Source organism: Allobosea sp. (assembly GCF_017308075.1).
Lineage (GTDB): Bacteria > Pseudomonadota > Alphaproteobacteria > Rhizobiales > Beijerinckiaceae > Allobosea.
Genome location: NZ_JAFKFX010000025.1, coordinates 245,023 through 270,980, shown reverse-complemented (window position 1 = coordinate 270,980; position 25,958 = coordinate 245,023). Strand labels below are relative to the sequence as shown.

22 protein-coding genes are annotated in these 25,958 nt (G+C 66.8%); 16 read left to right on the top strand and 6 right to left on the bottom strand.

Annotation, left to right across the window (positions count from 1 at the left end; translation table 11 throughout):
• Positions 1-180: 180 nt before the first annotated feature.
• Together J0J10_RS06785 and J0J10_RS06780 are read left to right on the top strand one after the other, a co-directional pair.
• Positions 181-1,161 (top strand): hypothetical protein, encoded by a 981-nt coding sequence (locus J0J10_RS06785; protein WP_291645815.1) that lies wholly within the window; start codon positions 181-183, stop codon positions 1,159-1,161.
• Between the two features lie 123 nt (positions 1,162-1,284).
• On the top strand, positions 1,285-1,587 hold the full coding sequence (locus tag J0J10_RS06780; RefSeq protein WP_291645814.1) for a hypothetical protein: 303 nt from the start codon (positions 1,285-1,287) through the stop codon (positions 1,585-1,587).
• A gap of 132 nt (positions 1,588-1,719) precedes the next feature.
• On the opposite strand, the gene J0J10_RS06775 is transcribed toward J0J10_RS06780, so the two are convergent.
• The 3 genes from J0J10_RS06775 to J0J10_RS06765 all read right to left on the bottom strand — a co-directional run bounded on the left by J0J10_RS06775 (position 1,720) and on the right by J0J10_RS06765 (position 5,430).
• Positions 1,720-3,156: a homospermidine synthase gene (locus J0J10_RS06775; RefSeq protein WP_291645813.1), complete on the bottom strand. Its 1,437-nt coding sequence runs from the start codon at positions 3,154-3,156 to the stop codon at positions 1,720-1,722.
• Between the two features lie 256 nt (positions 3,157-3,412).
• On the bottom strand, positions 3,413-3,949 hold the full coding sequence (locus J0J10_RS06770; protein WP_291638096.1) for a GNAT family N-acetyltransferase: 537 nt from the start codon (positions 3,947-3,949) through the stop codon (positions 3,413-3,415).
• Positions 3,950-4,284: 335 nt separating this feature from the next.
• Positions 4,285-5,430 carry a type III PLP-dependent enzyme gene (locus J0J10_RS06765; RefSeq protein ID WP_291645812.1) on the bottom strand — a complete coding sequence of 382 codons (1,146 nt, stop codon included), beginning with the start codon at positions 5,428-5,430 and terminating at the stop codon, positions 4,285-4,287.
• 665 nt (positions 5,431-6,095) lie between these two features.
• Here J0J10_RS06765 and J0J10_RS06760 point away from each other — a divergent pair.
• Positions 6,096-7,673, top strand: coding sequence for an OpgD/OpgG family glucan biosynthesis protein (locus J0J10_RS06760; protein WP_291645811.1), 1,578 nt, complete (start codon positions 6,096-6,098; stop codon positions 7,671-7,673).
• 16 nt (positions 7,674-7,689) lie between these two features.
• Here J0J10_RS06760 and J0J10_RS06755 read toward each other — a convergent pair whose 3' ends face one another.
• Positions 7,690-8,118: a RidA family protein gene (locus tag J0J10_RS06755; RefSeq protein WP_291645810.1), complete on the bottom strand. Its 429-nt coding sequence runs from the start codon at positions 8,116-8,118 to the stop codon at positions 7,690-7,692.
• A gap of 191 nt (positions 8,119-8,309) precedes the next feature.
• Here J0J10_RS06755 and J0J10_RS06750 point away from each other — a divergent pair, with 191 nt between their 5' ends.
• Complete coding sequence (locus tag J0J10_RS06750; protein WP_291638092.1) at positions 8,310-8,993, top strand: AprI/Inh family metalloprotease inhibitor; 684 nt, start codon at positions 8,310-8,312, stop codon at positions 8,991-8,993.
• A 96-nt stretch (positions 8,994-9,089) separates the two neighbouring features.
• Here the strand turns inward: J0J10_RS06750 and J0J10_RS06745 are convergent, their stop codons facing one another.
• Entirely contained in the window at positions 9,090-9,707 is a 618-nt protein-coding gene (locus J0J10_RS06745; RefSeq protein WP_291645808.1) for a GNAT family N-acetyltransferase, read from the bottom strand.
• Between the two features lie 302 nt (positions 9,708-10,009).
• Here J0J10_RS06745 and zapE point away from each other — a divergent pair, with 302 nt between their 5' ends.
• The 8 genes from zapE to lpdA all read left to right on the top strand — a co-directional run bounded on the left by zapE (position 10,010) and on the right by lpdA (position 21,113).
• A complete protein-coding gene (zapE, locus tag J0J10_RS06740) occupies positions 10,010-11,188 on the top strand; it encodes a cell division protein ZapE (protein WP_291638090.1) in 1,179 nt (392 codons plus the stop codon).
• A gap of 2 nt (positions 11,189-11,190) precedes the next feature.
• Positions 11,191-11,790: a TetR/AcrR family transcriptional regulator gene (locus tag J0J10_RS06735; RefSeq protein WP_291638089.1), complete on the top strand. Its 600-nt coding sequence runs from the start codon at positions 11,191-11,193 to the stop codon at positions 11,788-11,790.
• Between the two features lie 242 nt (positions 11,791-12,032).
• Positions 12,033-12,995 (top strand): malate dehydrogenase, encoded by a 963-nt coding sequence (mdh, locus tag J0J10_RS06730; RefSeq protein ID WP_291645807.1) that lies wholly within the window; start codon positions 12,033-12,035, stop codon positions 12,993-12,995.
• A gap of 117 nt (positions 12,996-13,112) precedes the next feature.
• A complete protein-coding gene (gene sucC, locus J0J10_RS06725) occupies positions 13,113-14,309 on the top strand; it encodes an ADP-forming succinate--CoA ligase subunit beta (RefSeq protein ID WP_291638087.1) in 1,197 nt (398 codons plus the stop codon).
• A gap of 9 nt (positions 14,310-14,318) precedes the next feature.
• The gene (gene sucD, locus J0J10_RS06720; protein ID WP_291638086.1) at positions 14,319-15,203 is read left to right on the top strand and encodes a succinate--CoA ligase subunit alpha; all 885 of its coding nucleotides are present in this window, start codon (positions 14,319-14,321) and stop codon (positions 15,201-15,203) included.
• 116 nt (positions 15,204-15,319) lie between these two features.
• Positions 15,320-18,277, top strand: a complete 2,958-nt coding sequence (locus J0J10_RS06715; protein WP_291645806.1) for a 2-oxoglutarate dehydrogenase E1 component — start codon at positions 15,320-15,322, stop codon at positions 18,275-18,277.
• Positions 18,278-18,370: 93 nt separating this feature from the next.
• A complete protein-coding gene (odhB, locus tag J0J10_RS06710; RefSeq protein WP_291645805.1) occupies positions 18,371-19,597 on the top strand; it encodes a 2-oxoglutarate dehydrogenase complex dihydrolipoyllysine-residue succinyltransferase in 1,227 nt (408 codons plus the stop codon).
• A gap of 118 nt (positions 19,598-19,715) precedes the next feature.
• Positions 19,716-21,113: a dihydrolipoyl dehydrogenase gene (gene lpdA / locus J0J10_RS06705; RefSeq protein ID WP_291645804.1), complete on the top strand. Its 1,398-nt coding sequence runs from the start codon at positions 19,716-19,718 to the stop codon at positions 21,111-21,113.
• Between the two features lie 108 nt (positions 21,114-21,221).
• Here lpdA and folD read toward each other — a convergent pair whose 3' ends face one another.
• Positions 21,222-22,085 (bottom strand): bifunctional methylenetetrahydrofolate dehydrogenase/methenyltetrahydrofolate cyclohydrolase FolD, encoded by an 864-nt coding sequence (gene folD, locus J0J10_RS06700; RefSeq protein WP_291645803.1) that lies wholly within the window; start codon positions 22,083-22,085, stop codon positions 21,222-21,224.
• 121 nt (positions 22,086-22,206) lie between these two features.
• Between folD and J0J10_RS06695 the strand changes: the two genes are divergently transcribed.
• From J0J10_RS06695 to J0J10_RS06680, 4 genes are all read left to right on the top strand, one after another.
• Complete coding sequence (locus J0J10_RS06695) at positions 22,207-22,875, top strand: GntR family transcriptional regulator (protein ID WP_291641361.1); 669 nt, start codon at positions 22,207-22,209, stop codon at positions 22,873-22,875.
• Between the two features lie 53 nt (positions 22,876-22,928).
• Positions 22,929-23,924, top strand: coding sequence for a TRAP transporter substrate-binding protein (locus tag J0J10_RS06690; RefSeq protein WP_291645802.1), 996 nt, complete (start codon positions 22,929-22,931; stop codon positions 23,922-23,924).
• 240 nt (positions 23,925-24,164) lie between these two features.
• The gene (locus J0J10_RS06685) at positions 24,165-24,677 is read left to right on the top strand and encodes a TRAP transporter small permease (protein ID WP_291645801.1); all 513 of its coding nucleotides are present in this window, start codon (positions 24,165-24,167) and stop codon (positions 24,675-24,677) included.
• A gap of 6 nt (positions 24,678-24,683) precedes the next feature.
• Complete coding sequence (locus J0J10_RS06680) at positions 24,684-25,958, top strand: TRAP transporter large permease (RefSeq protein WP_291641367.1); 1,275 nt, start codon at positions 24,684-24,686, stop codon at positions 25,956-25,958.

Below are 25,958 nucleotides of genomic sequence, written 5' to 3'. Positions count from 1 at the left end.
GGAGCCTGCCGAATCTACCCAGCGGGTGAGGAGCGGAAACGGGCGGCGTCGCGGCTGCCGGTGACCGCAGATTGTCGGGTTCGTGCCGTGTCCGGGGATATCAAGACAGTTGTTCGCGCGTGGCTGCGGAACGCGCTGCCGCGCCTGCAGAGACCGGCGCCGGCCGGTGATACCGGTCGCGTGCCGGCAAGACGGGTCGATCCGGTCGCGCGGCTGATCGATCTTGCGGACGCGCTCGAAGCCGGCTTCGCTGCCGTGGTCCGGACAGGCGGGCGGCTGTTGCGTGCCGGCGGCGCGGGCCTGACCGGCGGCCTGCTCTGGCGCGGCGTCGCGGCGGCCACCGGCATCGGCTTGACCGCGACGCTGGTCGCCGGGCTTTCCTCCGGCACGCCGGAGGAGGCGCTGCCGAGCCTGTCGAGCGTGGTGCCGGCCGAGCCGGTGGCCGCGCCGGCGATCCGCGATGTCCGGATCCAGGCGGTTCCCGCTGCCTTCGGCGAGGAAGGCTGGATCCATGTCGCACGGCCGATCGCGATGTTCGGGCTGGACGCGCCGGAGATCGGCAAGCGTGCCGGCTACGAGGCGCGGCGCAGCCAGGATGGGGGGCGGCGCGAGGACATGCTGAGCTTTGGCGAGTTCGGCGACGGGCAACCCTTCCTGGCACTCAAGTTCCAGGCCAATCGCGAGGCCGCGGAGCAGGGCGCTGCGGTGGGGCTGTCGCAGCCTTTCGTGATCACGCTGGTGCGCGAGAGCGCGGCGCGTGGGCTCTCCGTCGGCCGCAGCGACACCACGACGCTGATCGAAACCAAATTCGGCACGGTCGAGACCGCCGATATCGGCCTGAGCGATGGCAGCGCCGGCCGCGCCTGCATCGGCTTCCGTCATCTCGACGGGGCGGCGCATCTTTCCTTCTCCGGCTGGTTGTGCGGCGGCGAGACCAGGCCGGTCGACCGGACGCAGCTCGCCTGTCTGCTGGACCGGGTCGAGCTGCTCAGCGCCGGCGACGATCCCGGGTTGCGGGCCGTCTTCGCGAAGGCCGAGCCGCAGCGCAGGCCGGGCTGCTCGGTGCCGCGTACGGCTGCGGGCGGACGCAAGGGCGCCGATGCCGAGGCAAAGGCGCCGGCCCTGAAAACCGGCGCCGGAAGGCAAGGCGCCGCAAGGTAATGGCCTCGTTATGTCGCCTTACCTCTGGTAAGGCGCGGCAAAAGCATTAACTCAGTACTTGTATCCTGTTCCCATCGATCAGGCTTCCGCCGTTGACGGAAGTTGTCGCTCCAGGAGACTTCCATGCGTTCGCTTTCGCGTTTTGCCGCCGGCCTCGCCATCTCGCTCGCGGCCACGACCGTCGCCGTCTCGCTTACCGAAGCGCAGGAGCGGCGGCCGCTGCGCATCACCGTGCAGAAGCGCAGCTATTTCGACGCCGGCAACGTCGTCGCGGTCGGTAGCATGAACCGCTACGCGACCCAGAACATCATCGCCAGCCCGGTCTATTCGGCTGCTGGCGACCTCTATGGCGAAGGCACCTTGCCACCGCGCATCGGCGCTGGCCGCAACCCCTTCGCCAACAGCTTCTCGACGCCGGGCTTCTGAAGCGGCGCAAGGCTCCCGAACGAGAAAGGCCCGCCGGAAGGCGGGCCTTTTTGCTTTTCCACGTCATGGCCGGGTTTGACCCGGTCGTCTCGGGTCTCCCTGGGGTCGCCCGAGCATGACGTGCCTGCATCGTCAGCGCACCAGGATGTTGCGGAACTGCCAGGGATCGGACGTGTCGATGTCTTCCGGGAACAGGCCCGGGCGGCCGTCGAGCGGGGTCCAGTCGGTGTAGTAGCCGGCGAGAGGTCCAAGATAGGGCCGCTGGATCTCGAGGCAGCGATTGACGTCCATCTCCTCGACCTCGACGATGCCCGCATTCGGGTTTTCCAGCGCCCAGACCATGCCGGCGAGCACCGACGAGGTCACCTGCAGGCCGGTCGCGGTCTGATACGGGGCGAGCTTGCGCGCCTCCTCGGTCGAGAGCTGCGAGCCGAACCAGTAGGCGCCCTTGGCGTGGCCGTAGAGCAGCACGCCGAGCTCGTCGATGCCGTCGACGACCTCGTTCTCCTCGAGGATGTGGTGCTCGGTCTGGGCGCGGCCGGCATTGCCGAACATTTCGTGCAGCGAGAGCACCGCGTCATTGGCCGGGTGATAGGCGTAGTGGCAGGTCGGCCGATAGATCGCCTTGCCGCTGTCGTCGCGCACGGTGAAGTAGTCGGAGATCGAGATCGCCTCGTTATGCGTGACGAGGAAGCCGTATTGCGGGCCGGGCGTCGGGCACCAGCTCCGGACCTTGGTCTCGGCGCCGGCCTGCATCAGATAGATCGCGGCCTGCGACCCGGTTTCGTGCGTATGGGCGTTGTCAGGCATCCAGCGCTCATGGGTGCCCCAGCCCAGCTCGGAGGGCTGCACGGCTTCGGCGATGAAACCTTCGACCGACCAGGTGTTGACGAAGACGCCCGGCGGCTTGGGATTGCGCGAGCGCTGCGTGTCGCGCTCGGCGATATGAATGCCCTTGACGCCGGCATGTTGCATCAGCGCGGCCCATTCCTCGCGCGTGGTCGGCTCGGGCAGGTTCAGGCGCAGATCGGAGGCGAGGTTGAGCAGGGCCTTCTTGGCCAGCCAGGAGGCCATGCCGGGATTGGCGCCGCAGCAGGAGACGGAGGTCGTCGCGCCGGGCGCGCGGGCGCGCTTGGCGGCGAGCGTCATCTCGCGCAGCGCGTAGTTCGAGCGCTCGGCCGGGCCCTTGCTCTCATCGAAATAGAAGCCGAGCCAGGGCTCGTTGACCGTGTCGATATAGAGGGCACCGAGGCTGGAGCAGAATTCCATCAGGTCGCGCGAGCCGGTGTCGCAGGACAGGTTGACGCAAAAGCCCTGGCCGCCACCCGTGGTCAGCAGGGGCTCGAGCATGGTCTTGTAATTGTCGATCGTCACGGCTTCCTGGATGAAGCGGATGCCGCGTTCGTCCAGCAGGGCCCGGTTGTCGTCGTCGGGTGCGATCACCACGAAGCGGCTCTTGTCGAATTTGAAATGCCGCTCGATCAGCGGCAGCGTCCCGCGGCCGATCGAACCGAAACCGATCATCACGATCGGGCCGCTGATCTCGCCGTGTACGGGCCAATTCGTCATTCTTTTCAACTCCTGGGTCAGGTTTCGAGCCAAGCGTGGCTCGTATGGGGTTGGGGCGTTCACGTCAATGCTGAGTGGCAAAAACCCCGCTTTTGCAGGCGGTTGGCTTCGGTTTCCGGGGGCCGGCGCGTCACTGCTCGCGCATCGAGGTGACGGCCGGATGAAGCCTGACCGGAAACGTCCGGGAGGGCCGATCCCAAACGAAAACGGGCAGGCCTATGGCCTGCCCGTCGACGAGGATTGCGGCTCCCCGGTTTCAGGCGGCGCGACGTCGGAGACCATCCGTTCCCTCGGTCGCGACGAGCCTGCCGGTGGGCTTGAGCACGCCACTGGCGCCGGCGAGGGCGCCGTCGCGCAGTTCGAGGCCGAGGAAGCGCTCGCGCTCGACCGGGCCGGGCATGGCGAGTTCGGCCATCGGCGCGGCCGAGAAGCCGAAGCGCTGGTAATAGGGCGCGTCGCCGACGAGCAGGATGGCGTCGTGGCCGTGACGCGCGGCGCGGGAGATCGCCTCGCGCATCATCATGCCGCCGAGGCCTTCGCCATGCAGTTCAGGGGCGACCGCGAGCGGGCCGAGCAGCAGGGCCTGCCGGCCATCGGCCTCGACATGCCAGAGACGCACGGTCGCGACGAGGGCGCCGTCGCGCTCGGCGGTGAGCGCCAGGCCCGCGGCCGGCAGCCGGCCTTCGCGCAAGCGCTCGCTCGACTTGGCTGTGCGGCGCTCGCCGAAGCAGCGATCGAGCAGGAGCTCGCGGGCCGCGACATCGGCGGCGATTTCCTCGCGAATCGTGATCATGGGGCACCTCCGGCCGGAGCGCCCGCGCCTCCGCGGACCTTCCCGGCGCCGCGCGAACGCGGCTTCTACGTCAGGAAATGGGGAAATTGGGTCCGGCGGGAGCCACGCTTGCGCCCTCCATTCTGGAGGCGCAAGCGCTCCGCCCGGTTTCCCGGGCGGCCTGCCGATCCTGGCAGGGCGCTTCGCCGGACCCGATCCACAAGGGGCGGCGAGGCCGACCCCGGCGCGCTTTCCGTCCGGCTGATTTCAGCCGGACGAGAAGAATTCGCGCTTGCTAGAGTTGAGCATGTTCTGATCGCAAAAGTGGCAGCCACTTTTGCGGAACATGCTCCGCGTCAGATGACGTACTGCTTCAGCGGCGGGAAGCCGTTGAAGGCGACGGCCGAATAGGTCGTCGTATAGGCGCCCGTGCCCTCGATCAGCACCTTGTCGCCGATCTCGAGCGAGAAGGGCAGCATATAGGGCGTCTTCTCGTAGAGCACGTCGACCGAGTCGCAGGTCGGGCCGGCCAGCACGCAAGGCACCGTGGCGTCGCCGTCACGCTCCGTACGGATCGGATAGCGGATCGCCTCGTCCATCGTCTCGGCCAGCCCGTTGAACTTGCCGATGTCGAGATAGACCCAGCGAACCTGGTCGTCCTCGCTCTTCTTCGAGATCAGGACGACCTCGGCCTCGATCATGCCAGCTTCGCCGACCATGCCCCGGCCCGGCTCGATGATGGTCTCCGGCAGGCGGTTGCCGAAATGCTTCGACAGCGCCTGGAAGATCGCATCACCATAGGCCGGAACGCCCGGGATCGGACGCAGATAGCGCGCCGGGAAGCCGCCGCCGAGATTGACCATCGACAGCGAGATGCCGCGGGTGGCGCACTCCTTGAACACCGCCGAGGCCGAGGCCAGGGCGGAATCCCAAGCGTGCACATTCGCCTGCTGCGAGCCGACATGGAACGAGATGCCATAGGCGACGAGCCCGTTGCGATGGCCGTGCTCGAGCACGTCCGCGGCCATTTCGGGCACGCAGCCGAACTTGCGCGAGAGCGGCCAGTCGGCGCCGGCACCGTCGCAGAGGATGCGGCAGAAGATGTTCGCATCCTGCGTGCCGGTCGCCTTGGCGGCGCGGGCGATCTTGTCGGTCTCGGCGATGCAGTCGACGGCGAAGAGGCGCACGCCGAGCTCCATCGCACGGGCGATGTCGCGCTCCTTCTTGATGGTGTTGCCGAAGGAGATGCGGTCCGCCGTGGCGCCGGCCGAGAGCGCGAGCTCGATCTCGACGACCGAGGCGCAATCGAAGCAGGAGCCGAGCTTGGCCAGCAGGCGCAGCACTTCCGGCGCCGGGTTCGCCTTGACCGCGTAGAAGACGCGGGTGTCCGGCAGCGCCCGGGAGAAGGCGACATAGTTCTCGCGCACGACCTCGAGGTCGATCACGACGCAGGGACCATCCTCACGGCGGTCACGCAGAAATGCACGGATGCGCTCGGTCATCGGCGCGACTCCTCTTCGGCGCAAGCGGCGCCGATACGACGTGTAGCCGGTTGAAACGTTCGCGATCCGAGGCGCGATGGAGACGCCAAGGACAGCGGACGTCACGTCCGGACCCGAAAACACCGTCGATTGGGAGATTTATCCCCGCACGGCCGGCAATGAAGGACAAGCCTCTTCGGTGTTGACCTTTGGAGGGTCAACGAGACCAAAAAAGCCCGCTCCGTCGTTGCTTTAAGCTGCGTCCCCCGTGGAGATTCGGGGTTCGCCGGTTTCGCCTCCGGCTGCCAGTCGCTGTTCGGGAGCGGCCCTCTTGCGAGGACCGGGAGCGTGATTTGAGGGGATATCCATCCCCCTCCATCCGTTTCCCATCCCTGGCGGCTGTCCGGCCTCTTGTCCGGATGCCCACCGACCGGCACGCGGCCACAGGCACGTGCGAATTGGGTAAGGCCGATATACGGATGGGTGGCTCCGGCTTCAAGTTTTTTCTTACGCCCGGACGCGGTTTTTTTGGCGAACGCGGCGAGGGATGCGCCGCCGCTATGGCCGCGGCCGTGATGCGGGTGCCTTCCGGCCTCGCCGACGCCCTAGACCGGCCCCATTTCATCCCCTAAGTCATTGCCGGAATGCGCCTTCGCCGCGCGATGAGACTGGGACGAGCTTTCGCCATGATCGTGACCGACCGCCGCCGGGTTCTGGCCGGGCTGAGCGCCGCCCTGTGCGCCGCGGCCGCGCCGCAGGCATTGCTGGCCCAGCAGCCCGAGGCGTCGCCGCCGCAGCCGCGATTCGGCTTCGAGGAGGTGGTGCGCCGCGCCCGCGAGATTTCGATCGCGCCCTATGAGGCGGGGCCGAGCCTGCCGGAGGCGCTGACGCGGCTCGATTTCGACGCCTGGCGCGAGATCCGCTTCCGGCCCGAGCGTTCACTGCTGGCGCAGACCAATTCAGGTTTCCGCCTGCAGATGTTCCATCCCGGCTTCCTGTTCACGCGCCCGGTGACGGTGAACGTCATCCGCGAGGGCGTACCGACGCCGGTGCCCTATGCCACCAATCTCTTCGATTATGGCCGCACCAAGTTCGAGAAACCGCTGCCGGTCAATCTCGGCTTCGCCGGTTTCCGGCTGCATTATCCGCTGAACGATCCACGCGTTTTCGACGAGCTGATCTCCTTCATCGGCGCGAGCTATTTCCGCCTGCTCGGCCGTGGTCAGCGCTATGGGCTCTCGGCGCGCGGGCTCTCGATCGGCGCCGGCGTGCGCGATGGCGAGGAGTTCCCGGTCTTCCGCGAGTTCTGGGTCGAGTCGCCGGCGGCGAATGCCGAGCGCATCACGGTCTACGCCCTGCTCGATTCGCCTTCGGCGACCGGCGCCTATCGCTTCAACATCTATCCCGGCCAGGACAGTGTGATCGATGTCTCGGCGACCCTGTTCGCACGCCGCAAGATCGAGCGGCTCGGGCTGGCGCCGCTGACCTCGATGTTCTTCACCGGCGAGAATGACCGGCGTTTCCACGACGATTTCCGCAGCGAACTGCACGATTCCGACGGGCTGATGATCCATTCCGGCAGCGGCGAGTGGATCTGGCGGCCGCTGCGCAATCCGCGCGAGCAGGCCTCGTCCTATTTCGTCGAGCGCAATGTCCGCGGCTTCGGCCTGATCCAGCGCGACCGCGTCTTCGAGCACTACCAGGATCTCGACCTCGCCTATGAGCTGCGGCCCTCCTACTGGATTGAGCCGGAAGGCGAGTGGGGCGAGGGACATGTCGAGCTGATCGAGCTGCCGACCACCGACGAGACCAACGACAATGTGGTCGCGCTCTGGGCGCCGAAGAACCCGATCGAGCCCGGTCGCGAATTCAGCTTCCGCTACAAGCTCTCAGCCATGCTCGATGCCGACGAGCTGCATCCGGGCGGGCGGGCGATCAACACCTACCAGGCGCGGCCCAAGGCGCTGGGCTCGGGTGAGCCGGTGCCGGACGGGGCGCGGCGCTTCATCATCGACTTCTCCGGCGGCGATCTCGCCTTCCATCTCAACCAGCCGGAAAAGGTCGAGATCGTGCCCTCGATCTCGAACGGGCGGATCGTGCGCGCCTTCATCGTGCCGAACCGCAAGACCGAGGGGTTCCGCGCCTTCTTCGACATTGTGGTCGAGCCCGGCCAGCTCGCCGATCTGCGCGCCTTCCTGCGTTCCGGCGACAAGGCGCTGACCGAGACCTGGACCTATCCCTGGCGGGCGCCTGAGCCGGCCTGAGCCCGGCCCGCGGCCGTCAGAACTTCGGCGCGCTGGTGCTGCGCGCCGTCTTGCGCCGCTTTTCCGGTGCGGCGGCGACGACTTCGATCTCGACCTTGAACTCCGGCAAGGTGAAGCCGGAGACGATCATCAGCGTCGAGGCCGGCGGCGGCGTGCCGACATGGGCGTCGCGCGATTCCATATAGCCTTTCATATGGGCGCGATCGGTGACGTAGGCGTTGACCCGGACGATGTTCGCCAGGGTCATTCCGGCCTCGCCGAGGATCGCGGCGATGTTGGCAAAGCAGAGATCGGCCTGGTCGCGCGGGCTCTCGGGGATCGTGCCGTCGGCGGCGATGCCGAGCTGGCCGGAGCAGAACACCAGCCGCTGCCCGGCCGGCAGCTCGACGCCATGGCTGTAGCGGGCGAAGGGTGGGCGAATCGCGGCGGGGGTGAGCGGCTTCATCTTGTGGTCCCGTTTGTCGACTACAGCCGGTTCTGCCATGCCGCACCGGTCGGCGAAATGGCGGGATCGCTTGACCTGAGCTGCATTTACCGCCTTGAACTTGGTCATGGCGTGTTCAGGCGCCGCATTCACAATGCAGGGGAGGTCGGCCCGGCGATGGCGCCGCCGGCCGCGCGATTGAGATGATGAAGATGAAGCTGAACTATCTTCCTGCGACGCGTCTGCTGCGGCTGGCTGGCCTCGTTCCGCTGCTCGGGCTGGCGGCCTGTGCCGGTTCGCAGCGCTTTTCCGGCCCGGGCTCGGGTCCGGCGCGCGCGCCGGTCTATAGCGAGCCGCTCCAATCCGCGCCGCCGATCTCCTCGGCGCCGGTGATGTCCGAGCCGCTGCCGCCGCCGGGCGGCTACCCCGTCGCCTCCGCGCCCCCGGCCGGGGGTAGCGGCCTGCCGCCGCCGAGTGATCCGTTCTTCGACCCCCAGGCCGCGCCGCAAGGCCAGCAGCCGGTCGAGCGCGTGACCGAGGCGCCGCAGCTGCGCGGACAGGTCGCCAACGCCAATCCCAACCCAGCGCCGGCACCGGCTCGCAGCCCCGGCGCCTCGCGGGATGCCGTCGTCGGCAGCTGGACGGCGCAGGAGGCGACAGGAGGCTCCTGCCGGGTGCAGCTCTCGAGCGCGCCCTCGCTCGACCTCTACCGCGCCAGCGCCAATGGCTGCTCCAACCGCGAATTGCAGCAGGTCAATGCCTGGGATTACCGGGACGGGGAGGTCTATCTCTACCAGCGCGGCGGCTCGGTGGTGGCGCGGCTGCGCGTCTCCGGCGGCGGCGCAATGAACGGCGCCGTCACCAAATCGGGGGCGGCGCTCTCGCTCAATCGCTGAGTGTCGAACCGGGAAGCGGCTTCGCTTCCCGGACGAAGCCGCTGCTTTCACCGAGAGGCGGATCGCCGGCGGAAGTCCGGCGATCGCGTCCGGCTTTCAGTGAGGCCCGCCGGATGTGCTGAAAAGCGCCGGCTGCCAGAGCTTGCGCTGCAAGGCGAGCGACATCGCCGCGAAGCCCTGCGCATGGTTGAGCGCCTCGTCGAGCAAGGTGAACGGCGTCGGGGCGCCGGTGGCGATCCGGCATTCGACGTCATTGTAACCCGAGATCAGCTCGGCCTCGAACTTGCGGGCGAGATTGCGCATCGCGATGTTCTCGGGGAGATAGGTCATGTAGAGCGTCCGGATGCCGCGATTGCGGGCCGCGGTGATCAGGTGCCCGAACAGCGCCGCGCCGATGCCGCGCCGACGCCAGTCCCTTTCGACGCTGAAGGCGGCTTCACCAGTCTGGACGACGAGTTCCTCAAGCCCGCGCAGTTCGGCGGCGCCACGGACTTCGCCGGCCTCGACATAGGCATAGACCAGCCCGCCGATGCCGAAGGTGCTCTCGGCGTAGTCGGTGAGGAATTCGTCGTTGACCGCCGTGCCGAAGCGCTCGCGTCGCGAGGCGGCATCGAGGCGCAGAAGATGGGCGGTGAAGAGGTCGCGCTCGGTGGGCCAGAGACGCCTGACCTCGCCGTGCCTGGCTTTCGCGCCAGGTTTCATCGAACGATTCAATTGCAGCTCCTGATAAAGCGCTGTGACACGCTGCCGACCAGGAGGCGTATTCTTCCCTAACTCGGTCTTCAAAATGCGCTCGCGAGCGCCAATTGCAAGAGCGCGGATTGCGGCAAATTACCGCTAACGCTGCGATATTTGGACAGGTTTTCTCCAATCATACGCCAGCGCGCGGCAAATCTGTCCGGTGCAATCGCCGATCAGGCCGCGCCGTCGCCGTCTCCGGGCCATTGCCGGCCGGCGCTTGCGGGCGGGGCTGGCCTGCAATAACCCTCAGGCGCCTCGTCCCTTGCCTCCAGGTCATGTCCGCTACCCTTCCCGAACGCTATGCCGCCCTTGTCGCAACCGGCGCGATCGAACGCGATCCGGCGCAAGTCGCCGTGGTCAAGCGCCTGCAGGCGCTGACCGAGACGCTCGCCAGCCGTCAGCTTGCCAGGAAGAGCAGCGCGCTCGGCTGGCTGTTCGGCCGCAAGCAGCCGCCGCCGGAGAGCGTCAAGGGCCTCTACATCTGGGGCTCCGTCGGGCGCGGCAAGACCATGCTGATGGACATGTTCTACGAGGCGATGCCGCTGGCCTCGCGCCGGCGCGTGCATTTCCATGCCTTCATGGCCGATGTGCATGAGCGTATCCATGCCTATCGCCAGGATCTGAAAGCCGGCAAGGTCAAGGAGGCCGACCCGATCGGCCCGGTCGCCGCCGCGCTCGCCGCCGAGGCGACGCTGCTCTGCTTCGACGAGTTCACCGTCACCGACATCGCCGATGCGATGATCCTCGGCCGGCTGTTCACGGCGCTCTTCGCCGCGGGCGTCGTCGTGGTCGCGACCTCGAATGTCGAGCCGTCCCGGCTTTATGAGAACGGGCTCAACCGGGCGCTGTTCCTGCCCTTCATCGCCCTGCTGCAAGGCAAGGTCGAGGTCATCCGGCTCGACGCACGCACCGACTTCCGGCTCGAGAAGCTCGGCGGCGCACCGACCTATCACGTCCCGGCCGATGCGGCGGCGCGAGCCGCGCTCGACACGGCCTTCGCGCGCCTGTCCGGCGTCGCCCGGGGCGTGCCCGCGACGATCGCGATCAAGGGGCACGAGCTCAGGCTGCCGCAGGCGGCGGCCGGGGTGGCGCGGGCGAGCTTTTCCGATCTCTGCGCGCAGGCCTATGGCGCTTCCGACTATCTCGCTCTGGCCCAGGATTTCCATACGCTGGTGCTCGACGACATCCCGGTGATGGACATGGACCGGCGCAATGAGGCGAAGCGTTTCATCATTCTGATCGACACGCTCTATGAGAGCCATGTGAAGCTCGTCGCCTCGGCGGCGGCCGAGCCGACCGGGCTTTATGTCGCGCGTTCGGGACGCGAGGCGTTCGAGTTCGACCGCACCGTCTCGCGGCTGATCGAGATGCGCTCGGAGGAATATCTCGCCTTGCCGCATGGCCGTGCCGATTCCGCCGCCAGCGGCGAGACGACAGGGTTGGTGGAAACCTAGGCATGGGCACGCGCGAGCCGAGCGAGACCCGTATCCTCTCGGTCGCCAGCGAGCATCTGCGCCTGCACGGCCTGCGCCGCTTCACCGTCGTGGCGGTGGCGGAGGAGGCGGGCATGACCCATGCCAACGTCTATCGCTACTTCCCGTCGAAGACGGCGCTGATCGATGCGGTCGTCGATGCCTGGCTCAAGGCGACGGAGCGGCGCCTCGCCGACATCGCCGATGGTCCCGATCCGGCCGATGACAAGCTCGAACGGCTGATCCTGGCGCTGGCCAAGGCCAATCGCGACCTGCTGCACGAGGATCCTCATCTCTTCGCAGCCTTGTCGCAGGCGGTGGCGAAGCGCCATGCCATCAGCCGGCGCAACCGGTCCCGGGTCCGCGCCCTGTTCGACCGGGTGATCGACGAAGGCATCGCCGCCGGCGCCTTCGAGCCGCGCGACCGCGACCGGGCGATCGCCTTCGTGATCGACGCGACCCATCGTTTCATCCATCCGGCGGCGCTTGAACTGGAAGGCGATGTGCCGCAGGCTTCGGTCGATGCGCGGCTGGCGACGCTGATCAGGGTCGTGCTGCGGACTCTGGCGACCGGCGTGATCTAAAATCAGAGAAAAATGACATTTTTTGTAAAATGTCATTGTATTGTTCTCCGGTCGTATCGAGGGGTCGTTCCCGCCCTGGCACGGTAATTTGTTGATTTCCTTTGCTATTCGGCCCGAAATGGTTGATTTTGGCGCCGAAATTCACGGATTTGCCATAATTCGACGAGGGTTGAGCGTAAAGCCCGGTTGGGCCAAAGAACCCTCGATTTCCGGTTCACGTATCCAAAGACAAGGACTAGGCAATGGCCCGCAAGAAGATCGCCCTCATCGGCGCCGGACAGATCGGCGGCACCTTGGCTCACCTCGCCGGCCTGAAGGAGCTCGGTGACGTCGTCCTGTTCGACATCGCCGAAGGCACGCCGCAGGGCAAGGGTCTCGACATTGCCGAATCCGCCCCGGTCGACGGCTTCGATGCCGGCTACAAGGGCACCAACAGCTATGAGGACATCAAGGGCGCCGATGTGGTGATCGTCACCGCCGGCGTGCCGCGCAAGCCCGGCATGAGCCGCGACGACCTGATCGGCATCAACCTCAAGGTGATGAAGTCGGTCGGCGAGGGCATCAAGACCTACGCCCCCAAGGCCTTCGTGATCTGCATCACCAACCCGCTCGACGCGATGGTCTGGGCCCTGCAGAAGTTCTCGGGCGTCAAGCCCAACATGATCTGCGGCATGGCCGGCGTGCTCGATTCCGCCCGCTTCCGCCACTTCCTCGCCGATGAGTTCAAGGTCTCGGTCAAGGACGTCTCGGCCTTCGTGCTCGGCGGTCATGGCGACGACATGGTGCCGCTGGTCCGCTATTCCGGCGTCGCCGGCATCCCGCTGCCCGACCTCGTCAAGATGAAGTGGACGACGCAGGAGCGTCTCGACGCCATCGTCGAGCGCACCCGCAAGGGCGGCGGCGAGATCGTCAACCTGCTGAAGACCGGCTCGGCCTTCTACGCCCCGGCCGCCTCGGCGATCGCAATGGCCGAGAGCTATCTCAAGGATCAGAAGCGTGTCCTGCCGGCCGCCGCCGCGCTCAAGGGCCAGTATGGCGTCAAGGACATGTTCGTCGGCGTGCCGGTGGTGATCGGCGCCAAGGGCGTCGAGCGCGTCGTCAAGATCCGTCTCAACGTCGCCGAGAAGGAGATGCTGGCGAAGTCGATCGCGTCCGTGCAGGGCCTCATCGACGCCTGCAAGACCATCGATTCGTCACTGGCGTGAGATAGAGCCGGCGGCGAGGCCGCGAATGGCGGATGACAGGCTCGCCCTGCCGCCCGCCTCTCGGCCTTCCTCGCCCGCCATCTTTGCCATCGACCCCTTCCAGACAGGACATCAGGCATGAACATCCACGAATATCAGGGCAAGGCGGTCCTCAAGGAGTTCGGCGCGCCCGTCTCCGCCGGCTTCCCGGCGCTCACCGTGGCGGAAGCCGTCGCGGCGGCCAAGAAGCTGCCCGGCCCGCTCTATGTGGTGAAGAGCCAGATCCATGCCGGTGGCCGCGGCAAGGGCAAGTTCAAGGAACTGCCGGCTGACGCCAAGGGCGGCGTGCGCCTCGCCAAGTCGGTCGAAGAGGTCGAGGCCCATGCCAAGGAAATGCTCGGCAACACGCTGGTGACCGCGCAGACCGGCGAAGCAGGCAAGCAGGTCAACCGCCTCTATATCGAGGACGGCTCGGACATCGCCAAGGAGTTCTATCTCTCGGCGCTGGTCGACCGCGAGACCTCGCGCGTCGCCTTCGTGGTTTCGACCGAGGGCGGCATGGACATCGAGGCGGTCGCCCATGACACGCCCGAGAAGATCCTGACCTTCTCGGTCGACCCGGCGACCGGCATCATGCCGCATCATGGCCGCACCGTCGCCAAGGCGCTGGGCCTGTCCGGCGACCTCGCCAAGCAGGCGGGCACCGTGCTCAACCAGATCTATGCCGCCTTCGTCGCCAAGGACATGGCGATGCTCGAGATCAACCCGCTGATCGTCACGACGCAGGGGCAGATCAAGTGCCTCGACGCCAAGGTCTCGTTCGACTCGAACTCGCTCTACCGTCATCCCGAGCTGATGGAGCTGCGCGACGAGACCGAGGAGGACCCGAAGGAGATCGAGGCTTCCAAGTATGACCTCGCCTATATCGCGCTCGACGGCACGATCGGCTGCATGGTCAACGGCGCCGGCCTCGCCATGGCGACGCTCGACATCATCCAGCTCTATGGGGAGAGCCCTGCGAACTTCCTCGATGTCGGCGGCGGCGCTTCCGAAGAGAAGGTGACCGCGGCCTTCAAGATCATCACCGCCGACCCGAAGGTGAAGGGCATCCTGGTCAACATCTTCGGCGGCATCATGAAGTGCGACGTCATCGCGCGCGGCGTCATCGCCGCGGTCAAGGCGGTCGGCCTCGAGGTTCCGCTGGTGGTGCGTCTCGAGGGCACCAATGTCGAGGAAGGCAAGCAGATCATTCGCGATTCCGGGCTCAACGTCATCCCGGCTGATGATCTCGACGATGCGGCGCAGAAGATCGTGGCTGCGATCAAGAAGGCTTGAGGAAAACCGATGTCAATCCTGATCGACAAGAACACCAAGGTCATCTGCCAGGGCTTCACCGGCAAGAACGGCACCTTCCATTCCGAGCAGGCGATCGCCTACGGCACCAAGATGGTCGGCGGCACCTCGCCCGGTAAGGGTGGCAGCCTGCATCTCGGCCTGCCGGTCTTCGACACCGTCGCCGAGGCGCGCGACAAGACCGGCGCCGACGCTTCGGTCGTCTACGTGCCGCCCCCGGGCGCCGCGGACGCGATCTGCGAGGCGATCGACGCCGAGATCCCGCTGATCATCTGCATCACCGAGGGCATCCCGGTGCTCGACATGGTCCGCGTCAAGCGCTCGCTCTCGGGTTCGAAGTCGCGGCTGATCGGGCCGAACTGCCCGGGTGTCGTCACCGCCGGTGAGAGCAAGATCGGCATCATGCCGGCCAACATCTTCAAGCCGGGCTCGGTCGGCATCGTCTCGCGCTCGGGCACGCTGACCTATGAGGCGGTGTTCCAGACCACGAATGAGGGCCTCGGCCAGTCGACCGCGGTCGGCATCGGCGGCGACCCGGTCAAGGGCACCGAGTTCATCGACATGCTCGAAATGTTCCTCGCCGACCCCAAGACCGAGTCGATCGTGATGATCGGCGAGATCGGCGGCTCGGCCGAGGAAGACGCGGCGCAGTTCATCAAGGACGAGGCCCGCCGCGGCCGCAAGAAGCCGATGGTCGGCTTCATCGCCGGCCGCACGGCGCCTCCGGGCCGCCGCATGGGCCATGCCGGTGCGATCATCTCCGGCGGCAAGGGCGGCGCGGAAGACAAGATCGCCGCCATGGAAGCCGCCGGCATCCGGGTCTCGCCGTCGCCGGCGCGCCTTGGAAAGACCTTGGTGGACGTGTTGAAGGGCTGAGTGTCGCGATGAGCCGGCCGGGCAGGGGCCCGGCCGGCGCGTTGCGGCGCTGGAACGATCAGAGATGATCGGCTGCGGCCGATCCCGATGTGCTAGGCAGAAGAAGGCAGGACGACATGGCTCGCCAGGACATCAACGAGGCTCTCGCGCAGACGGGGTTCCTCTATGGCGGCAACGCGGCCTATATCGAGGACCTCTATGCCCGCTACCAGGCTGATCCCAAATCGGTCGACGAGCAGTGGCGGGGCTTCTTCGCCGGGCTGAACGACGAGCGCCAGGCGATCATCGACAACGCCAAGGGCGCCTCCTGGAAGCGCCCGAACTGGCCGATCCCGCCCGGCGGCGAGATCGTCTCGGCGCTCGACGGCAACTGGGCCGTGGTCGAGAAGGTGATCGGCGACAAGCTCGGCGCCAAGGCCAAGGCGGCCGGCACGACGCTTTCGGCTTCCGACGTCCAGCAGGCGACGCGCGATTCCGTGCGCGCCATTATGCTGATCCGCGCCTATCGCATGCGCGGCCATCTGCATGCCCAGCTCGACCCGCTGGGGATCGAGGGCATCAAGGATATCGAGGAGCTCTCGCCGGCCGCCTTCGGCTTCACCGAGGCCGATCTCGACCGCAAGATCTTCATCGATAACGTGCTCGGCCTGGAATTCGCCACCATCCGCGAGATGACGGCGATCCTGCAGCGGACCTATTGCGGCACGGTCGGCGTCGAGTTCATGCACATCTCCGACCCCGAGCAGAAGGCCTGGCTGCAGGAGCGCATCGAGGGGCCGGACAAGGAGATCGCCTTCACCCGCGAGGGCAAGCGCGCGATCCTCAACAAGCTCGTCGAGGCCGAGGGCTTCGAGAAGTTCCTCGATCTGAAGTTCACCGGCACCAAGCGCTTCGGCCTTGATGGCGGCGAGTCGCTGGTTCCGGCACTGGAGCAGATCATCAAGCGCGGCGGCGCGCTCGGCGTGCGCGACATCGTCTTCGGTATGGCTCATCGCGGCCGCCTCAACGTGCTGACCCAGGTGCTGGGCAAGCCGCATCGCGCGCTGTTCCACGAGTTCAAGGGCGGCTCCTTCGCGCCCGACGACGTCGAGGGCTCGGGCGACGTGAAGTACCATCTCGGTGCGTCTTCGGACCGCGAGTTCGACGGCAACAACGTCCATATCTCGCTGACCGCCAACCCCTCGCATCTCGAGATCGTCGATCCCGTGGTGCTCGGCAAGGTGCGGGCCAAGCAGGACCAGTTCGGCGACATCGTCGAGCGTTCCAAGGTGCTGCCGCTGCTGATCCATGGCGACGCGGCCTTCGCCGGCCAGGGCGTCGTGGCCGAGTGCCTCGGCCTGTCGGGCCTCAAGGGCCACCGCACCGGCGGCTCGCTGCACTTCATCATCAACAACCAGATCGGCTTCACCACCTATCCGCGCTATTCGCGCTCCTCGCCCTATCCGTCCGATGTGGCGAAGATGGTCGAGGCCCCGGTCTTCCATGTGAACGGCGACGATCCGGAGGCGGTGGTCTTCGCCGCGAAGGTCGCGATCGAGTTCCGGCAGAAATTCCACAAGCCGGTCGTGATCGACATGTTCTGCTATCGCCGCTTCGGCCATAACGAGGGCGACGAGCCGGGCTTCACCCAGCCGCTGATGTACCGCAAGATCCGCGGCCACAAGTCGACGCTCGAGCTCTACAGCACCAAGCTCGAGGCCGAGGGCGTGATCCAGCCGGGCGAGCTCGACCAGATGCGCGCCGCCTGGAAGGACAAGCTTGAGGTCGAGTTCGACGCCGGCCAGTCCTTCAAGCCGAACAAGGCAGACTGGCTCGACGGCCGCTGGGCCGGCATGAAGGCGATGCGCGCCGACGAGGACGATCCGCGCCGCGGCGCGACCGGCGTTCCCGAGGCGGTGCTGAAGGAGATCACGCAGAAGATCACCGAGGTTCCCGCGGGCTTCAACGTCCACAAGACGATCCAGCGCTTCCTCGACAACCGCCGCAAGGCGGTCGAGAGCGGGCAGGGTATCGACTGGGCGACGGCGGAAGCGCTGGCCTTCGGCTCGCTGCTGCTCGACGGCAACCCGGTGCGTCTCTCCGGCCAGGATTGCGAGCGCGGCACCTTCTCGCAGCGCCATTCGGTGCTGATCGACCAGGAGACCGAGGCGCGCCACACCTCGCTGAACCATATCCGCGAGGGCCAGTCGCGCTACGAGGTCATTAACTCGATGCTCTCGGAAGAGGCGGTGCTCGGCTTCGAATACGGCTACACCCTGTCGGAGCCGAACGCGCTGACGATGTGGGAGGCGCAGTTCGGCGATTTCGCCAATGGCGCGCAGGTGGTGTTCGACCAGTTCATCTCCTCGGGCGAGCGCAAATGGCTGCGCATGTCGGGCCTGGTCTGCCTCCTGCCGCACGGCTATGAGGGCCAGGGGCCGGAGCATTCCTCCGCCCGTCTCGAGCGCTTCCTGCAGATGTGCGCCGAGGACAATATGCAGGTGGCGAACTGCTCGACCCCGGCGAGCTATTTCCACATCCTGCGCCGCCAGTTGAAGCGCGACTTCCGCAAGCCGCTGATCCTGATGACGCCGAAGTCGCTGCTGCGCCACAAGCGCTGCGTCTCGACGCTCGACGAACTGGCCGAGGGCTCGACCTTCCACCGCGTGCTGCACGACGATGCCGAGCGTGGCAACTCGACGACCAAACTGGTCAAGGACTCGAAGATCCGCCGGGTCGTGCTCTGCTCCGGCAAGGTCTATTTCGACCTGCTCGAGGAGCGCGAGAAGCGCGGCATCGACGACGTCTATCTGATGCGCGTCGAGCAGCTCTATCCGTTCCCGCTGAAGTCGCTGGCGCAGGAGCTGGCGCGCTTCAAGAGCGCCGACGTGGTCTGGTGCCAGGAGGAACCGAAGAATCAGGGTTCCTGGACCTTCGTCGAGCCCTATCTGGAATGGGTACTGGGCCATGCCGGCTCGAAGTCGAAGCGGCCGCGCTATGTCGGGCGCCCGGCCTCGGCCGCGACGGCGACCGGCCTGATGTCCAAGCATCTCGCCCAGCTCAACGCATTCCTGGATGAGGCCTTCGCGGCCTGATCCGCTCCGCTATCGCCGGAGCCCGGTGTTCCCCGAAGACCGCCCCGTCTTTCGGCACCGGGTTCGAGACCAAGACACGAGAAGAGGCCTGACATGGCGACCGAAATCCGCGTACCCACCCTCGGCGAGTCCGTTTCCGAGGCGACCATCGGCAAGTGGTTCAAGAAGCCCGGCGATGCGGTGAAGGCCGACGAGCCCCTGGTCGAGCTCGAAACCGACAAGGTGACGCTCGAGGTCAACGCGCCGACCGCCGGCGTGCTTGGCGAGATCGTCGCCAAGGAAGGCGAGACGGTCGGCGTCAACGCCCTGCTGGGGTCGATCACCGCCGGCGGCGCTGTCGCCGCTGCGTCGCCGAAGCCGGCTGCCGAAGTTGCCAAGCCGGCTGCTGCCGCGCCCGCGCCGGCCGCTTCGGGCGCCGCGACCAAGGCCGCCGATTCCGGCCCGGCCGTCGCCCGCCTCGCCGCGGAGAGCGGCGTCGATCCGTCGAGCGTCGCGGCCTCGGGCAAGGATGGCCGCGTCACCAAGGGCGACATGCTCGCGGCGATCGCGACGGCTCCGGCCGCCGCTGCGGCCCCGGCGCCTGTCGCGCAGGTCCGCGCTCCCTCGGCGCCGGACGATGCCTCGCGCGAAGAGCGCGTCAAGATGACCAAGCTGCGCCAGACCATCGCGCGCCGTCTGAAGGAAGCCCAGAACACCGCGGCGATGCTGACCACCTTCAACGAGGTGGACATGTCGGCGGTGATGGCGCTGCGCAACCAGTACAAGGACGTCTTCGAGAAGAAGCACGGCGTCAAGCTCGGCTTCATGGGCTTCTTCGTGAAGGCCTGCGTGCAGGCGCTGAAGGAGATCCCCTCGGTCAACGCCGAGATCGACGGCACCGATATCGTCTACAAGAACTACTACCATGTCGCGGTCGCCGTCGGCACCGATAAGGGCCTGGTGGTGCCGGTGGTGCGCGATGCCGACCAGCTCTCGATCGCCGGTGTCGAGAAGGAGATCGGCGTCCTCGGCAAGAAGGCGCGCGACGGCTCGCTCAAGATCGAGGACATGCAGGGCGGCACCTTCACGATCTCGAATGGTGGCGTCTACGGCTCGCTGATGTCGACACCGATCCTCAACGCGCCGCAGTCGGCTATCCTCGGCATGCACAAGATCCAGGAGCGGCCGATGGTGGTCGGCGGCCAGATCGTCGTGCGTCCGATGATGTATCTGGCGGTTTCCTATGACCACCGCATCATCGACGGCAAGGAGGCCGTGACCTTCCTGGTGCGCATCAAGGAGGCGCTGGAAGACCCGGCGCGCCTCGTCCTCGACCTCTGAGACCTGCCACACCGTCATGCCCGGGCTTGTCCCGGGCATCCACGACTTACCCTCCGACCCCAGAGACGTGGATGGTCGGGACCAGCCCGACCAAGACGGGCGTTGAGAGGCCTGAGCAATGTCCTACGATCTCGTCGTCATCGGAACCGGCCCCGGCGGCTATGTCTGCGCCATCCGCGCCGCCCAGCTCGGCCTCAAGGTCGCGGTGGTCGAGAAGCGCAAGAGCCATGGCGGCACCTGCCTGAATGTCGGCTGCATCCCCTCCAAGGCGCTGCTGCACGCCTCCGAGATGTTCTCCGAAGCCGGCCACACCTTCGCCAGCCTCGGCATCGATGTCGGCACGCCCAAGCTCGACCTGAAGCAGATGCTGGTCCACAAGCAGGAGACGGTCGACGCCAATGTCAACGGCGTCGCCTTCCTGCTGAAAAAGAACAAGATCGAGCCCTTCCACGGCACGGCCTCGATCCCGGCTGCCGGCAAGGTCGTGGTCACCGCCGAGGACGGCAAGACCCAGGAGCTGACGACCAAGAACATCGTCATCGCCACCGGCTCGGAATCGGCGCCGCTGCCCGGCGTCACCACCGATGAGAAGACCATCGTCACCTCGACCGGCGCGCTCGAGCTGACCGCTGTTCCGAAGGAGCTGCTGGTCGTCGGCGCCGGCGTGATCGGGCTCGAGATCGGCTCTGTCTGGGCGCGTCTCGGCGCCAAGGTCACCGTGGTCGAATATCTCGACCGGATCCTGCCCGGCATGGATGACGAGGTCGCCAAGCAGTTCCAGCGCATCTTGCAGAAGCAGGGCTTCACCTTCCATCTCGGCTCGAAGGTCACCAAGGTCGAGACCGGCAAGAAGGGTGCGACCGTCACCGTCGAGCCCGCCGCCGGCGGCGAGGCCAAGACGCTGGGCGCCGATATCGTGCTGGTTGCGATCGGCCGCCGCCCGAACACGGACGGGCTCGGCCTCGACAAGGCCGGCGTCGCGACCGAGCGCGGCCGCGTCGTGATCGACGATCATTTCCGTACCAATGTGCCGGGCATCTACGCCATCGGCGACGTGGTGCGCGGGCCGATGCTGGCGCACAAGGCCGAGGATGAGGGCGTCGCGGCCGCCGAGATCATTGCCGGCAAGCATGGCCATGTGAACTACGACGCGATTCCCGGCATCGTCTACACTGCTCCCGAGGTCGCCGCGATCGGCAAGACCGAGGAGGAGCTCAAGGCTGCAGGGATCGCCTACAAGGTCGGCAAGTTCCCCTTCACCGCCAATGGCCGGGCCCGCGCCATGCGCCATACCGACGGTTTCGTGAAGGTCCTCGCCGACGCCGCGACCGACCGCGTGCTCGGCTGCCACATCATCGGCCCGCATGCCGGCGACCTGATCGCCGAGGTGACGGTGCTGATGGAGTTCGGCGGCTCGGCCGAGGACCTCGCCCGCACCTGCCATGCGCATCCGACGCTGGCCGAGGCGGTCAAGGAAGCGGCGCTCGCCGTCGACAAGCGCCCGATCCATATGTGATCGGCCTCGCTCGCCAAAGGAGCCCGGGCCTGTAGGCTTGCGCAGAACGAGAAACGCCCGGCGAAGAGCCGGGCGTCTTGCTTTCTGGGACGGTCGGAGCAGGGGCGCTTATGCGCCCCGCCGCGCGTGAAATGCGGTCAGCGTGTTGCGCAGCAGGCAGGCGATGGTCATCGGGCCGACGCCGCCCGGGACCGGCGTGATCGCGCCGGCGACCGTGACCGCCTCGGCGAAGTCGACATCGCCGGCGAGCTTGCCGTCGGGCATCCGGTTGATGCCGACATCGATCACGGTGGCGCCGGGTTTGATCCAGTCGCCCTTGATCATCAGCGGACGGCCGACGGCGGCGACGACGATGTCGGCACGCTTCACCACGGCGGGCAGGTCGCGTGTGCGCGAATGCGCGATGGTCACGGTGCAGTCGGCCTGAAGCAGGAGCTGCGCGACCGGCCGGCCGACCAGCTCCGAACGGCCAATGACGACGGCCTCCAGCCCGGACAGCGACGGCAGGGTCTGCTTCAGCAGCAGCATGCTGCCGAGCGGGGTGCAGGGCACGAGGCCGTTCTTGCCGCCGGCGAGCAGGCCGGCATTGATCGGGTGCAGCCCGTCGACATCCTTGGCCGGGTCGATCGCGTCGATGATCCGGCCGGTGTCGATATGCTTGGGCAGAGGCAACTGGACCAGGATGCCATCAACCGCAGCGTCAGCGTTCAGCGCCGCGATCTTGGCGAGGAGTTCGGCTTCGGTCGTCTCAGCAGGCAGGCGGTGTGCGGCGGAGTTCATGCCGACTTCGGCCGCGAGCTTCTCCTTGGAGGCGACGTAGACGCGGCTGGCGGGATCGTCACCGACGAGGACGACGTGGAGGCCGGGCACCAGACCCTTGGCCGCCTTGATGGCAGTGACCTCGCGACCGATCTCGGCCCGCAGCTCGGCTGCCGCCGCCTTGCCGTCGATGATGCGCGCTTGTCCCGGCATGTGCTCGTCCTTGCGTTCTCGCGAGCCGTTCTCATGCGCGATCGCTGCAGCGCAAACAAGGCCGCATGACCGGAAGGCCTTGACTTAGTTTGGTCTATGTCAAAATCATGCACGATCCATGATGCATGCCGAACCCACATTCCGTAAGCCGTCCCGGGTCGTTCTGGCCGGGCAGGTCTATGAGCTGATCAAGGAACGCATTCTCGACCAGGCCTATGTGCCGGGGGAACGGCTCAATATCGACGCGCTGGTGCGCGAGTTCGCCGTCAGCTCGACGCCGATCCGCGAGGCGCTGATGCGACTCGCCGCCGAGGGGCTGGTCCGCGCCGAGCCCTTCGTCGGTTTCGCGACGGCGCCGGTGCCGGACCAGCGCTATTATGAGGACGTCTACAGTTTTCGCGGCGTGATCGAGCCCTGGGCTGCGGCCGAGGCGGCGCGGCGCCGGCCGGCTCCCGAGGCGATCGCCGGGCTGCGCGACGCGGTCGCAGCGATGATGGCCGGGGAGCCTTCGCGCGAATACCGCAGCCATCGCGCTTTCACGGAAGCGGATGACCGCTTCCATCGCATCGTCCTGCAGCTGGCCGGCAACCAGGTCGCGCTGAAAAGCTATGACGACTTACGTTTCCATCTCCACATCTCGCGCCTCTACCTGACGCGCGAGCAGGATGTCGGTCCGACCCATCGCGAGCATCACGCCATCGTCGATGCGCTCGAGGCCGGCGATCCCGAAGCCGCCGCCGATGCGATGCGCCGGCATCTCCAGGGCTCCTATGAACGATTGATCAAATAGCCAACCGGCCGAGGCCGAAAACGGCCCGGCCTTCGACAGAGGGAGGAAAAGACATGCTGAAACGGATCGCCGCCGCCGCGCTGATCGCCGGAGGCTTCGTGGCGAGTGCGGCCCAGGCCCAGACGCTGCGCTTCGGCCACGCCAACACCACGAGCGAGATCGCCGGCGAACTCTTCGCCGAATTCGCTGACCGCGTGAACAAGGGCACCAAGGGCGCGGTCACCGTCCGCGTCTTCCCGGCCGAGCAACTCGGCAAGGAGATCGACCTGTTCAAGCAGGTCAAGGAAGGTGCGCTCGACATCTCGGCACCGTCCATGGCGGCGGCGTCCTCGCTCGTTCCGGCGCTCGAGATCCCGAGCGCGCCCTTCCTGTGGAAGGACTGGACCGAGGCCGAGGCGATCATCCGTTCCGACGCCTTCGACCCGATCTTCGACGAGCTGCGCGACAAGCACAATATCGTGCCGGTCAGCCGCATCTGGTACTGGGGCTGGCGCAACATGACGACGCTCGACCGGGCCGTGAAGAAGCCCGAGGACGTGCAGGGGCTGAAGATCCGTGTGCCGGAAAGCCCGGTCTGGGTCGAGATGATCAAGGCCTTCGGCGGCGCACCGACGCCCGTCCCGTTCGGCGAGGTCTACACCGCCCTGCAGCAGAAGACGGTCGACGGGCAGGAGAACCCGATCCCGACGATCTTCTCGCGCAAGTTCTACGAGGTGCAGGGCTATGTCGCGATGACCAAGCACATGCTCCAGAACAACATGATCGTCATCAACAAGGACAGCCTCGCCAAACTCAAGCCCGAGCATCGCGAGGTGCTGTTCGCGGAAGCCGCCCGCGCCTCGGCGATGAACACCTATCTGCAGCAGAAGCGCGAAGCCTCGATGCTGGAGGACATCCGCAAGTCCGGTCGTTCCAAGATCATCGAGGATGTCGACCGTGACGCCTTCGCGGCCAAGGCCAAGGTGGTGACGACGGCGATGGAAGGCCGCTGGGGCAAGCCCCAGGTCGAGCGGGTGCTGGCGGCGATCGAGGCCCAGCGCAAGCGCTAGTCCGATGCCCGCCATCGGTGTGGCGGGCTGGGAAACCTGACGGTCAGTCCGGGCGGGGCGTCGGCGCCGTGCCCGGAAACCAGGACCGATGCCGCCTCTGAATGGGGCGCATCGGCCATCCCGACTTTTCGACCAGACGCATCGGTTCCGGGGGCGGGGCTTCGGCCTGCTCCGGAATGGCGCAGGAGGTTCCATGAAGGCCTTGCAGCAGCACCAGTCGACGGCGCCGAGTCCACAATGATGACCGGCTTCGATTTGATCCGGCGGCTCGACGACTGGTCGAGCCGCCTGGAGAACCTCGCACTCGCGGCCCTGCACGGCATCATCGCCGCGCTGGTCTGCGCGGCCGTGGTGTTCCGCTACGTCCTCAACGATCCGCTGACCTGGTCGGAGGAGCTGATCCTGCTGCTCTTCGGCTGGATGATCTTCCTCGGTGTCGCCAACGCCTTCCATGCCCGCACGCACATCATCATCGACGTCGTCGTGCTGTTCGCGCCGCGCTGGCTCTGCTTCGCCTTCGGCGTGCTGGCCTTGGCTGTCACGGCGGCGGTGCTCGGCGTGCTGACCTGGTATTCCTGGCTCTATCTGCAGCGCGAGATGCCCAATCTCACCCCGATGCTCGGCATCTCCGCCGGCTGGGCGATCGCGCCGCTCTTCGTCGGCAGTCTTTTGTCGCTGCTGCATCTCCTGCGCAACCTGATCGACGAGGGCGTCACCGGCGCGCTCTGGTCCGACATCACCACGCGCGAGTGACCCGCCATGGTGCTTGTCCTCCTCCTCACCTTCGCAGCGCTGCTCGTCGTCGGCACGCCGATCTGGGTCGCCATGGCGGGCTCGGCCCTGCTCGCCATCTTCATGGAAGGCGTGCCGCTGACGGTCGCCGCCCAGCGCATGGTTGCCGGCGTGCAGTCCTTCCCGCTGCTGGCGATCCCGCTGTTCACGCTCGCGGGTTCGCTGATGAACGCGTCGGGGATTTCCGAGCGGCTGTTCAGCTTCACCAAGGCGCTGGTCGGTCATATCCGCGGCGGCCCGGCCCATACGCTCGTCGTCGGTGAGGTCTTCCTCTCCGGCATTTCCGGCTCGTCGGTGGCTGACACCGCCGCTGCGGCGCGGGTCTTCGTGCCGCAGCTCGAGAAGATGGGCTATCCGCGCGCCTTCGGCGCGGCGCTCTCGGCCGTCGCCGGCACGCTCGGGCCGATCATCCCGCCCTCGATCCTGATGGTGGTCTATGCCTGGCAGGCGAACGTCTCGCTCGGCCAGCTCTTCGTTGCCGGCATCATTCCCGGCCTCGTCATGGCCGGCTGCATCATGGGGACGATCGCGATCCAGGCGCTGCGGCGCGACTTCAGGCCGGCCGGCGCCTTCTCGCTCGCTACCCTGTGGAGCGAGTTCCGGCACGCTTCACTGGCGCTCCTGATGCCGGTCCTGATCATCGTCGGCTTCCGCGCGGGCCTGTTCACTGCGACCGAGATCGCCGGCGTCGCCGCCGCCTATTCGCTGGTCGTCGGCATGTTCATCTATCGCTCGATAAGGCTCGCCGATCTTCCGGCGATCCTGGTCGGCACGGCGCGCGAGACGGCGGTGATCATCGCCATCGTCGCGGCGGCCTCGCCGTTCAGCTGGATCCTGGCGATCGAGCAGGCACCGCAGCTCGTCACCGACTTCATGACCTCGATCTCCACCGATCCGCTGGTCGTGCTGCTGATCCTGAACGTCGCCCTGCTGATCGCAGGCATGTTCATGGAGACGATCGCGATCATGATCATCCTGGTGCCGATCCTGCTGCCGCTGCTGACCTCGCTGCAGATCGACCTCGTGCATTTCGGGATCATCCTCCTGGTCAATCTGGTGATCGGCCAGGTCACACCGCCGGTCGGCGTGCTCTGCTTCGTCGCAATGGCGATCACCAGGGAGAAGCTCGGGCCGCTGATCCGCGAGCTCTGGCCTTTCCTGATCGCGCTCATCGTTGCGCTGGCGATCATCACCTACGTCCCGGCCCTGAGCCTCTGGCTCCCAAAGGTCGCCGGCTTCTGA